This is a genomic window from Embleya sp. NPDC001921 (assembly GCF_053594475.1).
The window spans coordinates 51,556-64,174 of the sequence record NZ_JBSFEO010000009.1; the positions used below are offsets into that span (position 1 = coordinate 51,556).

A 12,619-nucleotide genomic window follows, 5' to 3' on the forward strand; every position below is an offset into this window, starting at 1 on the left:
CTGTTCCCCCAGCCCGGTCCGCCCTGCCAACCCATGTCCCAGCCGCGCCCGCCCGCACCCGGTACGCACCGAACCCCCTCGGCGCCCCGGCCGGATCAGACCGCGTCCCGCCACCACGCCACCAGTCGGCGCAGCCCCTCGTCGATGTCCACCTCGGCGGTGAAGCCCAACTCCCGTGCCGCCTTGGTGGTATCGGCCAGGCGTCGGGTCACCCCGCCGCTCGCCCGGGCCGGGCCGTACTCGATCCCGAGCCCGTCCGCGCCCATCACCACCAGCAGCCGCTCCGCCAGTCCGCGCAGCGAAGTCTCGCTCCCGGAGGCGATGTTGAACACCTCACCGCTCGCATCGGCGCGCGCGGCGAGGAGGTTGGCGCGCGCGATGTCCTCGGTGTACACGAAGTCCATGGTCTGCAAGCCGTCGCCGAAGATCAACGGGGGTTCCCCCTTGCCGATCCGCTCCATCCAGCGGATCAGCACCTCGGTGTACAGACCGTGCACGTCCATCCGCGGACCGTAGACGTTGAAGTAGCGCAACGCGACGTAGTCCAGGCCGTACATCGCCCGGAAGCTGCGCAGCAGGCCCTCGTTGAACAGCTTCGCCGCGCCGTAGAGCGTGTCGTTGTCGTACGGGTGGTGCCGCTCGGTGGTCGGGAACTCCTCGGCGAGGCCGTAGACCGACGCGGAGGAGGAGGTGACCACCTTGCGCACGTCGGCGGCCACCGCCGCCTCCATGACGTCGTAGGTGCCGTCCACCAACACCTCCAGCGCGAGCCGGGGTTCCTCCACGCACTGGGTGATCCGGATCGCGGCGAGATGGAACACCACGTCGGTGCCCGGCATCAGGCGGGCGAGCAGCGGCCGATCGCGGATGTCGCCCTCGACCATGTCGACACGCTCGTCGGCGAGCGCCCGGGCCAGGTTGCCCCGGTGCCCCCGGGTCAGGTTGTCCAGCACGACCACCTTCGCCGCGCCCGCGGCCAACAGGTGGTCCACGATGGTGGATCCGATGGTCCCGGCCCCACCGGTGACCACACAGCGCGAACCGGCGATCTCGACACTCATCGAAGTTCTCCCAGCGCGACGGTGGCGCCGCCCAGTTCCAGGCTGCGCGTGGCGGCCTCCAGCAATTCCAGGACGCGCAGACCCGCGCGGCCGTCGGTGAGCGCGGGCCGGGACGTGCCGATCGCCTCGGCGAACTCGGCCATCACCGCGCGCAGCGCCTCCCGCTCCGGCAGCGCGGGCGAGACCACGTCGCCCACCCGGTAGGAGATCTGCTTCTCCCGCCGGGCCTCCGGGCTGAGCGCGACGTCCTCGGCGAGATCGATGCCCTTGTCGTGCACCTGGAGGCGGGCGGTGGGATTGGTGTCGTCCCACACCAGGGTGCGCAGCGAGCCGCCGATGATGGTGGTGCGCACCTTGGTCGGCGAGAGCCAGTTCACATGGATGTGCGCGATGGCGCCGGTGTTCAGCCGTACCACCAGGTAGGCCAGACAGGCCCGGCCGGTGCCCAGCGGGTCCGCGCCGTGCGCGGACACCGACACCGGCACTACGCCGGGCGGCAGGATGAAGTCCAGGATCGACAGGTCGTGCGGCGCCAGATCCCACAGCACGTCCACGTCCGGCTGGACCAGGCCCAGGTTGATCCGCACCGAGTCGATGAAGCGGATGTCGCCCAGATCGCCGCCGTGGATCAGTGCGCGGATGTGCCGGACCACCGGCATGTAGCAGAACGTGTGGTCGCACATCAGCGTCAGCCCGTTGCGCTCGGCCAGTTCGACCAGCTTGACCGCGTCCGCGTGCTCGGATGTGATCGGCTTCTCGACCAGGACGTGCTTGCCCGCCTCCAGGGCCGCCGCGACCAGGTCGAAGTGGGTCCCGGCGGGCGTCGCGATCGCGACGGCCCGCACACGCGGGTCGGCCAGCACGTCCTGGTACGACGTGCTCACTCGAACCGTGCTGTACTCACCCAGGACCGCGCGGGCTCGGGCCTCGTCGAGGTCGCACAACCACTCCACCCGCAGGGCCGGCGTGGCCTGCGCGTTGCGCACCAGATTGGGCCCCCAGTAGCCGGCCCCTATGACGGCGAGCCCGATGGCGCGCCCAGACCCGGAATTCGACATGACGGAACGTCAACTCCCCTGCTCCCCCCGGCCGCACGGGCCCAGCCGCCGCACGGCACCCCCACCCGAACGAAGCTAGCGCCCGTTTCGCTCCGCCGGGGGTCAACCGGGAAATCCGCGGGTCGGACCGAACTGCGAAGATCCTTGCGGGAGTCCCGGTTGCACGGGTCACCGAGACGTTTGGCACGCTGTTGCACGCACAGTCACCGACCCCGGCGCCGGCATGATCGAGACCTCGACACAAGCAGCGCCGACCGAAGCAGCACATGAACGAGAAGGGAACGCCACGTGGCCGCGGGTACTCCGACGACGACACTGGCGAAGGAACGTACGGCGGAAGTGGATCCGGACCTGGAGCCGGCGGATCCCGAGCCGCGCGAGAGCGGCGGCCCGCGAGGGACCCGCGAGAGCATCCTCCCGGCCGTGGCGGCCGCGCTGTTCGTCGGCAAGCGCATCCACACCCGGGCCGGCGCCAAGGGCGACACCGTGCCGACGGCGCATCCGCTGGTCCGGGACTTCCTGGCGGCGCTCCCGGTCGAGTCGCGCGAGCGCTGGCGGGGCCGCTGCCCCGAGGTCGAGCTGGTGTCCGAGCAGCTCTTCGAGGCCGAGGCGGCGCGCACCAAGCGGGCGGCCCGGCGGCCGTTCACCGTGCAGGAGGCGCGGCGCTCGCTCAAGGGGGCCAAGATGACCCTGCGGCGGATCCGCGAGGACGGCGACCCGCAGCACGACACGTATCAACCGCCGTGTCGGTCGTGCGCGGCGATGCTCGAGCACTTCGGCGTCGCCTCGACGGAAAGCGGCTGACGTGTCGTCGCGCTTCTCCTCCGACGTGGTGCACGAGCTCAAGCGGGCCGGCTGGACCGTGGGTCGGCGCCGGCTGACCCAGGCCGAGGCGTGGGCCCGGCAGATCAGCGACCACGAGTCGCCCGACGGGCACCGGCACAGCGTGTTCCCGGCGGCGCTGGTGGCCTGGGCCGAGTTCGGCACACTGCACTTCGCCATCGGCGGCGCGGGCAAGGACGTGCTGCGCCGGCCGTTCACCATCGACCCCACCCGGGGCCTGCACCTGCCGCGCACACTCACCGACGTGGGCCGCGCGCTGGGCACCCCGTTGGCCCCGCTCGGCGACGAGGACGGCGGCAGCGGCTACCTGGCGATCGACCCGAGCGGTCGGGTGTTCGGCCTGGACCACACCGGCGAGTGGTTCATCGGCTCGTCGATGGACGCCGCGATCAGCGCGCTGGTGCTGGGCCACGCCCCGGTGCGCATCCGCGACGACGGACGCTGGTAGCCGGCCCCGTACGCCCGAGGGCGGGTCCCCGTGGGAAACCCGCCCTCGTACACGTCGCGACCCGTCGGGTCAGGTGTTGAACTGATTCTGCGCGCGCTCCAGGCCCTCGCGTACCAGCGCCTCGCACGCGTCGGCCGCGCGGTCCACCTCGAACGCGAGTTCCTTGCGCTCGGTCGCGGAGAAGTCCTTGAGCACGAACGCGGCCACGTCCATCCGCCCGGGCGGACGACCGATGCCGAACCGCACCCGCAGGTAGTCGGGTCCGAGCGACTTGGTGATCGACTTCAGGCCGTTGTGCCCGTTGTCGCCGCCACCGCGCTTGAGCCGCAGCACGCCGAAGTCGACGTCCAACTCGTCGTGGACCGCGATGATGTTCGCGACCGGGATCTTGTAGAAGTCGCGCAGCGCGGTCACCGGACCGCCGGACAGGTTCATGAACGACATCGGCTTGGCCAGCACCACCCGGTGCGGGCCGATCCGGGTCTCCACCACCTGCGCGCGCGACTTGTGCGCCTTGAACTTCGACCGATCCCGCTCGGCGAGCAGATCGACGACCATGAACCCGACGTTGTGGCGATTCCCGGCGTACTCGGGCCCGGGATTGCCGAGGCCCACGACCAACCACGGACTGTTCTCCGTGCCGGCGTGGGCCTGCGACTCACTCATGATGCTGTTGTCCCCGCGTTCGTCCTACGACAACGGACCGGATCAGGCCTCGTCCGCCGCGGCTTCCTCGGCGGTCGGCTCCGGAGCCGACGGGGTGAGGATGTGCAGGATGACCGCCTCGGGGTCGCCCGCCAGCGCGGTGCCCTTCGGCAGCTTGATGTCCTTGGCGTGCACCGAGGCGCCCGGCTGAAGGCCGGTCACGTCGATCTCGATGGTGCCGGGGAGGGCGGTGGCGTCGGCCTCGACGGGGAGCGCCGGAACGACGGTCTCGAGCAGACCGCCCGGGGCGATCTCGCCGACGGTGCTGACCGGAACCTCGACGGTGACCGTCTCGCCCTTTTGGACGATCAGCAGGTCGACGTGCTCGAGGTGCCGCTTGATCGGGTGACGCTGGACGTCCTTGGGCAGGGCGAGCTGCGCCTTGCCGTCGATGTCCAGCGAGAACAGGACGTTGGGGGTCTTGAGCGCGAGCATGAGCTCGTGGCCCGGAAGCGCAAGGTGGAGCGGAGCGGAGCCGTGACCGTAGAGGACGGCCGGCACCTTACCCGCGCGACGGGCGCGACGGGCGGCACCCTTGCCGAACTCGGAACGCGGCTCGGCGACGATACGGACCTCGGACACGACGGGTACTCCTCGAACGACGCGGTGGCGGATGGCGGGGCGGGGTCCCCATGGTGCGGATCGACTGCGGACGGTGATGGCCGGAGTCGGTTCGTAGGTGCCCGAGTGGCACCGGGTCCCCTGCAAAAGCCTTGGAGGAGTACACGACACACAACTACCGCGTCGATCACGGAGCAAGTAGCGCGCATCCCTCGCCGGGCAACCCCGTTAGCCTACCCGCTCTTCTCGGTCACCCCGAAATCGGGTCGCGGGGAGCGCCACTCGATCGAGTGATGGTGCGCCCCCCATTCGACGCAAGATACCTCGAAAAGCAGATGGGCACACGTACGCCGCCCGGCCGAACGACCGGGCGGCGTATGTGAGTTACGGCTCGACGACCCCTTCGGGGGCCGTCGTCGACGGTGCCGTGGGTCAGCTGTGGCCCTCGAAGAGGCTGGTGACCGAGCCGTCCTCGAAGACCTCGCGGATCGCCCGGCCGACCATCGGCGCGATCGACAGGACGGTCAGCTTGTCGAACTGACGCTCCTCCTCGATCGGCAGCGAATTGGTCACGATGACCTCGCTGATCCGCGAGTTCTTCAGCCGGTCCACGGCGGGGCCGGAGAGCACCGCGTGGGTGGCGGCCACGATCACGTCGGCGGCGCCGTTCTCGTACAGCGCGTCGGCGGCGGCGCAGATCGTGCCACCGGTGTCGATCATGTCGTCGACCAGCACACACGTACGGCCGGCGACGTCACCGACCACCTCGTGCACGGTGACCTCGTTGGCGATGTTGGGGTCGCGACGCTTGTGGATGATCGCCAGCGGCGCTCCGAGGCGGTCCGTCCACTGGTCGGCCACCCGCACGCGGCCGGCGTCCGGGGAGACCACCGTGAGCCGCTCGCGGTCCACCCGCTTGCCGACGTGGTCGGCCAGCAGCGGCAGCGCGAACAGGTGGTCCACCGGACCGTCGAAGAAGCCCTGGATCTGCGAGGTGTGCAGGTCCACGGCCATCAGCCGGTCGGCGCCGGCGGTCTTGAACAGGTCCGCCATCAGTCGGGCCGAGATCGGCTCGCGACCGCGGTGCTTCTTGTCCTGTCGGGCGTAGCCGTAGAACGGCACGATCACCGTGATGCGCTTGGCGGAGGCCCGCTTGAGCGCATCGATCATGATGAGCTGTTCCATGATCCACGTGTTGATCGGAGCCGTGTGGCTCTGGATCACGAACGCGTCGGCACCTCGTACGGAATCCTCGAAACGTACGTAGATCTCCCCGTTGGCGAACTCGAAGGCCTTGGTGGGAACGAGATCCGCACCGAGCTCCGAGGCCACCTCCTTCGCAAGTTCGGGGTGGGCCCTGCCCGTGAAGAGCATGAGCTTGCGCTCAGGCGTCACCTTGATCCCGCTCACAGCACCGTCTCCTTGCCATTCGCCTCGGCAGAACCGTCGTTCGGCCCGGCCGTTGTGTGCACGTCACCCGCGTCGCCCTGGCTCGACGCGAGCGCGCGTTCGGCGGCCTGCGCCGAGGCCGTTCCCGCGCGTTTGCGTGCGACCCACCCGTCGATGTTGCGCTGGCGCCCCCGCGCCACCGCCATCACACCGGGCGGGACATCTTCTGTGATCACCGATCCGGCGGCCGTGTAGGCACCGTCGCCGATCTCGATCGGGGCGACCAGCATGGTGTCGCTGCCCACTCGCACGTGGTCCCCGACCACCGTGTGGTGTTTGTTCACTCCGTCGTAGTTCACGAAGATCGTGGCCGCACCGATGTTGGTACCCACTCCGATGGTCGCATCCCCGACGTAGGTCAGATGCGGCACCTTGGATCCCTCGCCCACCACGGCGTTCTTCATCTCGACGAAACCGCCGGCCTTGGCCCCGCCCGCGAGCCGGGTGCCCGGCCGCAGGTAGGTGTACGGACCCACGGTCGCCTCGGGGCCGATCTCGGCGCCCTCGGTGGTGGCGTTGTACACGTGGGCCCGCTCGCCGACGACGGTGTCGCGCAGCGTGCAGTTGGGGCCCACCACGGCCCCGGCGGCGACGCTGGTGGTGCCGTGGAGCTGGGTGTTGGGGTGGATCACGGCGTCCGGCTCGAAGGTGACGTCCACGTCGACCCACGTGGTCGCGGGGTCGATCACGGTCACGCCGGAGCGCATCGCGGCGTCGAGCAGGCGGTCGTTGAACACCCGCCGTGCCTCGGCGAGCTGCACCCGGTCGTTGACGCCCAGGATCTCCCGGTGGTCCACGGCGGCCGCGGCGCCCACCCGGTGTCCGGCCTCGCGCAGCACGTGCAGGGTGTCGGTGAGGTACTCCTCGCCCTGGCTGTTGTGCGGGGTGATCCGGCCGAGCGCCTCGCGCAGCAGCTTGCCGTCGAACGCGTACACGCCGGAGTTGATCTCGGTGATCGCGCGCTGGGCGGCGGAGGCGTCCTTGTGCTCGACGATCGCGGTGACGGCGCCGCGCCCGTCGGGCGTGTTCTCCCGGACGATCCGGCCGTAGCCCGCCGGGTCCGGCACGACGGCGGAGAGCACGGTGACCGCGTTGCCCTCGCTCTCGTGCGTGTGGACCAGCGCGGCCAGGCTGTCCGAGGTGAGCAGCGGGGTGTCCCCGCACGTGACCAGGACCACTCCGTCCGGCACCCGGCCGGACTCGGCGAACCCGTCCAGGGCGACGCGCACGGCGTGGCCGGTGCCGTTCTGCTGTTCCTGGACCACCACCCGGGCGGTCGGGTCCAGCTCGGACAGATAGCTCGCGACCTGGTCGCGACCGTGGCCGACGACGACGATCAGGTCTTCGGGATCCAGCCGTCGCGCGGCCTCGACCACGTGCCCGACCATGGCCCTACCGGCCAGGGCGTGCAACACCTTCGGTGTGGTCTTGGAGCGCATGCGGGTGCCCTCACCCGCAGCGAGTACGACGACGGCAGCCGGGCGGATGGGGCTCACAGAGCAAGGCTCCTCGGCATCGCTGGCGGGGGATGCCCGACGACTCCGGAGGCCGACTCCGGAGAAACGAAATGACGGCACGACGAAGCCGAGCCGAACAAACCGGGCCCTACGAGGATAGCGCCGTCGGGAGAAGGCTCCACGCGCCGCTGCGGTCGGCACTGCCGAAAGGCTCCGCTACCAGGATTTGAACCTGGACCATGGGGACCAAAACCCCGTGTGCTGCCGAGTTACACCATAGCGGAATGAATCGGGCATTCCGCTTGGCAGGCGGGCTCATCCCGTTTTCACGGCACCTACTATGCCGGCCCCTCGACGCTTCGTGCGCGAATAACCCCCCGCCGACCCCATCGAACATCGCGGAAGCCGGCCGCGCGGCGGTCCCGAAAAGCCCGCCGGACGCCTCACGCATGCTCCCGGCCAGGCCGGGAAGCCGTCCGACACAAGGGTTTTGACCAAGGTGCCCGGAAAAATCGAAGGCCGTGCGGACACCTCACTTTCCGCTCATGACCTGCCATACTGGCGGAACTTACGGCCCCGTAGGTTACGTCGCCGTAGCATCGCCTGTCCCCGACCTGAGGGAATCCCTATGACCCCTTCCCCCGGCACCAGCGTGCTCGAAGCCGAACGGAAGCCCGCCGACGACGCGGCCCCGCGCGGCACGCTCGGCGGCGAGCGCAAGCACTTCGCCGAACAGATCGCACTGGCGCTCTTCATCGGCATCCCGTTCCTCGCGTTGGTGGCAGCGGTGCCGGCGGCATGGGGTTGGGGGCTGTCCTGGCACGACGTGGTGATCGGCGTGGTGATGTACGCCATCACCGGCCACGGGATCACGATCGGGTTCCATCGCTACTTCACCCACGGGTCGTTCAAGGCCAAGCGCCCGGTCCGGATCGCGCTCGCGATCGCGGGCAACATGGCCGTGCAGGGTCCGCTGGTGCGGTGGGTCGCCGACCACCGCAAGCACCACAAGTTCTCCGACAAGGAGGGCGACCCGCACTCGCCGTGGCGCTACGGCACCAGCGTCGGCGCGCTGGCCAAGGGCCTGTGGTGGGCGCACATGGGGTGGCTGTTCGACGTCGAGCAGACCTCGCAGGAGAAGTACGCGCCCGACCTGCTCAAGGACCGCGACATGATTCGCGTCTCCCGCCAGTTCCCGCTCTGGGTCGCCGTGTCTCTGGGGGCTCCGGCGCTGGTCGGCGGCCTGTGGGCGTGGTCGTGGCAGGGCGCGGTGACCGCCTTCTTCTGGGCCGGGCTGGTCCGGGTCGGGCTGCTGCACCACGTGACCTGGTCGATCAACTCGATCTGCCACGCGGTCGGCGACCACCCGTTCAAATCGCGCGACCGCTCGGGCAACGTGTGGTGGCTGGCGATCCCCTCGATGGGCGAGTCCTGGCACAACCTGCACCACGCGGATCAGACCAGCGCACGGCACGGCGTACTGCGTGGCCAGCTCGACAGCAGCGCCCGAGCGATCCGCTGGATGGAGAAGCTCGGCTGGGTCTGGGACGTGCGTTGGCCGGACCGGGAACGGGTCGCGGCACGCCGCGCGGCATGATGGGGCAGTGACCGAGAGCAGCAGGCGGAGTGCACCGCGCGGCGGCGGTCGTGTGCGCATGACCGGGAAAGAGCGACGGGAGCAGTTGATCGACATCGGTCGAACACTGTTCGCGGAGCGTGGCTACGACGCGACGAGTGTCGAGGAGATCGCCCACAAGGCGGGCGTCTCGAAGCCGGTGGTCTACGAACACTTCGGGGGCAAGGAAGGCCTGTACGCGGTCGTCGTGGACCGCGAGACCAGCGCGTTGTTGGACATGGTGACGAGCGCACTGACCGGCGGGCACCCCAGGGAACTGCTGGAGCAGGCCGCCTTCGCCCTCCTCGACTACATCGACCAGAACACGGACGGCTTCCGGATCCTGGTCCGGGACTCGCCGGTGGCCCAGTCCACCGGCACGTTCGCGTCGCTGATCAGCGACATCGCCTCGCAGGTCGAGGACGTGCTCGGGCTGGAGTTCAAGTCGCGCGGCTACGACCCGAAGCTCGCTCCGATGTACGCCCAGATGCTGGTCGGCATGGTCGCCCTGACCGGCCAGTGGTGGCTCGACGTCCGTCGCCCGAAGAAGGCGGACGTGGCCGCGCACCTGGTCAACCTGGCCTGGAACGGCCTCTCCGGCATCGAACCGAAGCCGAGACTGGTCGGCCGCCGCAGCTCGTGAGGACGATCTCGACGAACCCGTGAGGGGCCGGCCCGGCGGGCCGGCCCCTCACGGCCGTCACCGACCGTTCCGGTCGGGCCGGAACGGCGGATTCGGCCGATCCATCCGCCGCCGACCCGACATGCCGGCGGCCCCGACGCCCTCGCTCCGGAGCCGTCCTCGCCCGGAGCGCCGTGCTAGGCCAGCACCGCCCTCAGTTGCTCCAGGGACCACTCCAGGTCCTCCTCGGAGATGACCAACGGCGGGGCGATCCGGATCGTCTGGCCGTGGGTGTCCTTGACCAGGACGCCGCGGTCCATCAAGGCCTGGGAGATCTCGCGGGCGGTGCCGAAGGCCGGGTCGATGTCGACGCCGGCCCACAGGCCGCGACCGCGCACGGCGATCACCGAGTGGCCGAGCAGCGCGCCGAGTTCGCGGTGCAGGTGGTCGCCGAGGTCGGCGGAGCGCTGCTGGAACTCGCCCGAGCGCAGGATCTCCAGCACCTCCAGGCCCACCGCGCAGGCCAGTGGATTCCCGCCGAAGGTCGATCCGTGCTCGCCCGGCGCGAAGACCCCGAGCACCGCGCGCGAGGACACCACGGCCGAGATCGGCACGATGCCGCCGCCGAGCGCCTTGCCCAGGACGTACATGTCCGGCACCACGGCCTCGTGCTCGCACGCGAACGTGCGGCCGGTGCGGCCGAGCCCGGACTGGATCTCGTCCGCGATGAACAGCACGTCGCGCTCCCGGGTGATCCGGCGCACATCGGCCAGGTAGCCGAGCGGCGGGACCAGCACACCCGCCTCGCCCTGGATCGGCTCGATCAGCACCGCCACCGTGTCGTCGGTGATCGCCGCGCGCAGCGCCTCCGTGTCGCCGTAGGGCACCACGTCGAAGCCCGGGGTGTACGGGCCGAAGTGCCGGCGCGCCTCCTCGTCCGTGGAGAAGCTCACGATCGTGGTGGTGCGGCCGTGGAAGTTGCCGGCCGCGACGACGATCCTGGCCTGCCCGTCCGGCACGCCCTTGACCTCGTAGCCCCATTTGCGCGCGGTCTTGACCGCGGTCTCGACCGCCTCCGCGCCGGTGTTCATCACCAGCACCATCTCCATGCCGGCAAGCTGCGCGAGCTGCTCGCAGAACGGCGCGAACCGGTCGTTGTGGAACGCCCGGCTGGTGAGCGTGACCCGCTCCAACTGCCGCTTGGCCGCGTCGATCAAACGCGCGTTGCCGTGCCCGAAGTTGAGCGCGGAATACCCGGCCAGCATGTCCAGGTAGCGCCGCCCCTCGACATCGGTCATCCACGCACCGTGCGCCTGTGCGATCACGATCGGCAGCGGGTGGTAGTTGTGCGCGCTGAAGTCCTCGGCCAGCTCGATCAGTCGAGTGCTCTCGGCCCCGGGGCCGGCCGGGCGGCCGACACCGGTCTTGTTCTCGGAGGTGGGGACGGGCGAGTGCTGCGTGCTCATGACGTCCTTTCGCAACGGTGGAGATCGGTACGCGAACGATGGGGAGATCGATACGGCGACGGAGGACGGTACGAAGACGAAGAAATCCCGCAACAACGGCAAGATGTGCGAAACATACCCGGGCGGGCACATACGGGATACCCCGCGGGCACGCGTGGTCAACGGCCGGCGCGCAACTCCAGCACGCAACTGCGCACGCTCGCCCCGTGGGCCGCGAATGCCGACATGTCCAGTTCGATCGTACGGAATCCCCGGCCCGCGAGTCGGGCGGCCAGCGCCGGTGTCGTGTCGCCCAGCACCACACTGCGCCCGTCGGAGACCGCGTCCAGGCCGAGCGCGAGCGCGTCCGCCTCGTCGACCTCGATGCGTTCCGGGAAGACCCGGGCCAGTCGGCGCTGCGCGGTCGCGGTGAACGCCCCCGGGTAGTACGCCGCGGTGTGCTCGCCGAGCACGGTCAGCGCCGAGCCGAGCCGGGTGAAGCGCGGGTCGGCGAGTTCGAGCGCGAGCAGCGGCAGGCCGAAGAACGCCTGCGCCTCGGCATGCGCGGCCGGCTCCGTGAGCGGTCCCGCCGCGGCCAGCAGCCGCGGGCCGGCCGGGATCAAATCGCTCTCGCCCTCGTGCGCGAACACCGGTTCCAGACCCGCCCCGAATCCGTGCCGGTCGAACCACTCCAGGTAGGCCGGCGTCTCGGCGGAGCGGTCCGCCGAGCGCGGACGCGCGCCCAGCACCCGGCCGCCCACCACGGTCGCGGCCCGCCCGGCGAACACCATGCCGGGCAATCCCGGCCGACCCGCGACCAGGCTGACCCGGTGCCCCAGCGCGATCAGCGTCCCGCGCAACCGCTCCCACTGGCCCATCGCGGTCGTGGTCCGCGCCGCGAACCCGGTCTCGCCCGCGGGCACCCGCGCGTCCGACGCGGTCGCCTCCGACGCGGTCGCCTCCGACGAGACCACCGGCCCCCGCGAGCCGCGAAGCGCCTCCGCGCCCGGCACCGCCGCCGCGCTCGTGCGGGTGTCCAAGAACACCGGCGGGCACATCACGTAGTGCCGCGGCTCCGCGGCGCGCGGCGCGACGAACCCTCGGCGGCGCTGCCGGGGCAGCCGGCCCCGCTCGACTCCGGGCGATATGCGCTCCGACCGCAGGACGGAGCGGCCCGATCGACCGCAGCACGAGGTGAGGCGCACGCGATATCCCCTTCTCGCGGACGGCGGCGGCACCCGGGCGCGCGGGATTTCCGCGACCCACGTCGATGTGCCGTGCCGTCGGTGTAGCCGTGCTGGACGGCAGGCCGGTGCATGGCGGCAGGCCGAGAGCCGCACCCGGTCGTCACCGTG

Annotated in this window: 12 protein-coding genes and 1 tRNA gene; 4 read left to right on the forward strand and 9 right to left on the reverse strand. The window is 70.6% G+C overall.

What is annotated here, in order from left to right:
- Positions 1 to 95: 95 nt before the first annotated feature.
- Together ACWCPW_RS12980 and ACWCPW_RS12985 are read right to left on the reverse strand one after the other, a co-directional pair.
- A complete protein-coding gene (locus ACWCPW_RS12980; protein WP_449761623.1) occupies positions 96 to 1,061 on the reverse strand; it encodes an NAD-dependent epimerase/dehydratase family protein in 966 nt (321 codons plus the stop codon).
- The gene (locus ACWCPW_RS12985) at positions 1,058 to 2,119 is read right to left on the reverse strand and encodes a Gfo/Idh/MocA family protein (protein ID WP_449761624.1); all 1,062 of its coding nucleotides are present in this window, start codon (positions 2,117 to 2,119) and stop codon (positions 1,058 to 1,060) included. Before ACWCPW_RS12985 ends, ACWCPW_RS12980 begins: the two co-directional genes overlap by 4 nt.
- A 288-nt stretch (positions 2,120 to 2,407) precedes the next feature.
- On the opposite strand from ACWCPW_RS12985, the gene ACWCPW_RS12990 reads away from it, so the two are divergent.
- A complete protein-coding gene (locus ACWCPW_RS12990) occupies positions 2,408 to 2,923 on the forward strand; it encodes a YwqJ-related putative deaminase (RefSeq protein WP_449761625.1) in 516 nt (171 codons plus the stop codon).
- Position 2,924: 1 nt separating this feature from the next.
- Entirely contained in the window at positions 2,925 to 3,410 is a 486-nt protein-coding gene (locus tag ACWCPW_RS12995; RefSeq protein ID WP_449761626.1) for an SUKH-3 domain-containing protein, read from the forward strand.
- A 69-nt stretch (positions 3,411 to 3,479) separates the two neighbouring features.
- On the opposite strand, the gene pth is transcribed toward ACWCPW_RS12995, so the two are convergent.
- From pth to ACWCPW_RS13020, 5 genes are all read right to left on the reverse strand, one after another.
- Entirely contained in the window at positions 3,480 to 4,076 is a 597-nt protein-coding gene (gene pth, locus ACWCPW_RS13000) for an aminoacyl-tRNA hydrolase (protein WP_449761627.1), read from the reverse strand.
- Positions 4,077 to 4,118: 42 nt separating this feature from the next.
- On the reverse strand, positions 4,119 to 4,697 hold the full coding sequence (locus ACWCPW_RS13005; RefSeq protein ID WP_449761628.1) for a 50S ribosomal protein L25/general stress protein Ctc: 579 nt from the start codon (positions 4,695 to 4,697) through the stop codon (positions 4,119 to 4,121).
- 411 nt (positions 4,698 to 5,108) lie between these two features.
- Positions 5,109 to 6,086 (reverse strand): ribose-phosphate diphosphokinase, encoded by a 978-nt coding sequence (locus ACWCPW_RS13010; RefSeq protein ID WP_406298265.1) that lies wholly within the window; start codon positions 6,084 to 6,086, stop codon positions 5,109 to 5,111.
- Positions 6,083 to 7,621, reverse strand: a complete 1,539-nt coding sequence (gene glmU / locus ACWCPW_RS13015; protein ID WP_449761629.1) for a bifunctional UDP-N-acetylglucosamine diphosphorylase/glucosamine-1-phosphate N-acetyltransferase GlmU — start codon at positions 7,619 to 7,621, stop codon at positions 6,083 to 6,085. Before glmU ends, ACWCPW_RS13010 begins: the two co-directional genes overlap by 4 nt.
- A gap of 172 nt (positions 7,622 to 7,793) precedes the next feature.
- A tRNA-Gln gene (locus ACWCPW_RS13020) sits at positions 7,794 to 7,866 on the reverse strand.
- 344 nt (positions 7,867 to 8,210) lie between these two features.
- Here ACWCPW_RS13020 and ACWCPW_RS13025 point away from each other — a divergent pair.
- Both ACWCPW_RS13025 and ACWCPW_RS13030 read left to right on the forward strand, forming a co-directional pair.
- Positions 8,211 to 9,179 carry an acyl-CoA desaturase gene (locus ACWCPW_RS13025; RefSeq protein ID WP_449761630.1) on the forward strand — a complete coding sequence of 323 codons (969 nt, stop codon included), beginning with the start codon at positions 8,211 to 8,213 and terminating at the stop codon, positions 9,177 to 9,179.
- A 58-nt stretch (positions 9,180 to 9,237) separates the two neighbouring features.
- The gene (locus ACWCPW_RS13030) at positions 9,238 to 9,840 is read left to right on the forward strand and encodes a TetR/AcrR family transcriptional regulator (protein ID WP_020554598.1); all 603 of its coding nucleotides are present in this window, start codon (positions 9,238 to 9,240) and stop codon (positions 9,838 to 9,840) included.
- Between the two features lie 176 nt (positions 9,841 to 10,016).
- On the opposite strand, the gene rocD is transcribed toward ACWCPW_RS13030, so the two are convergent.
- Positions 10,017 to 11,285, reverse strand: a complete 1,269-nt coding sequence (gene rocD / locus ACWCPW_RS13035) for an ornithine--oxo-acid transaminase (RefSeq protein ID WP_449761631.1) — start codon at positions 11,283 to 11,285, stop codon at positions 10,017 to 10,019.
- A gap of 158 nt (positions 11,286 to 11,443) precedes the next feature.
- Positions 11,444 to 12,469 (reverse strand): dimethylarginine dimethylaminohydrolase family protein, encoded by a 1,026-nt coding sequence (locus ACWCPW_RS13040; protein WP_449761632.1) that lies wholly within the window; start codon positions 12,467 to 12,469, stop codon positions 11,444 to 11,446.
- Positions 12,470 to 12,619: the final 150 nt, after the last annotated feature.

Coding starts and splice junctions, on each gene's coding strand:
- ACWCPW_RS12980 (WP_449761623.1), bottom strand. CDS start 1,061: ATGAGTGTCGAGATCGCCGGTTCGCGCTGTGTGGTCACCGGTGGGGCC.
- ACWCPW_RS12985 (WP_449761624.1), bottom strand. CDS start 2,119: ATGTCGAATTCCGGGTCTGGGCGCGCCATCGGGCTCGCCGTCATAGGG.
- pth (WP_449761627.1), bottom strand. CDS start 4,076: ATGAGTGAGTCGCAGGCCCACGCCGGCACGGAGAACAGTCCGTGGTTG.
- ACWCPW_RS13025 (WP_449761630.1), top strand. CDS start 8,211: ATGACCCCTTCCCCCGGCACCAGCGTGCTCGAAGCCGAACGGAAGCCC.
- ACWCPW_RS13030 (WP_020554598.1), top strand. CDS start 9,238: ATGACCGGGAAAGAGCGACGGGAGCAGTTGATCGACATCGGTCGAACA.
- rocD (WP_449761631.1), bottom strand. CDS start 11,285: ATGAGCACGCAGCACTCGCCCGTCCCCACCTCCGAGAACAAGACCGGT.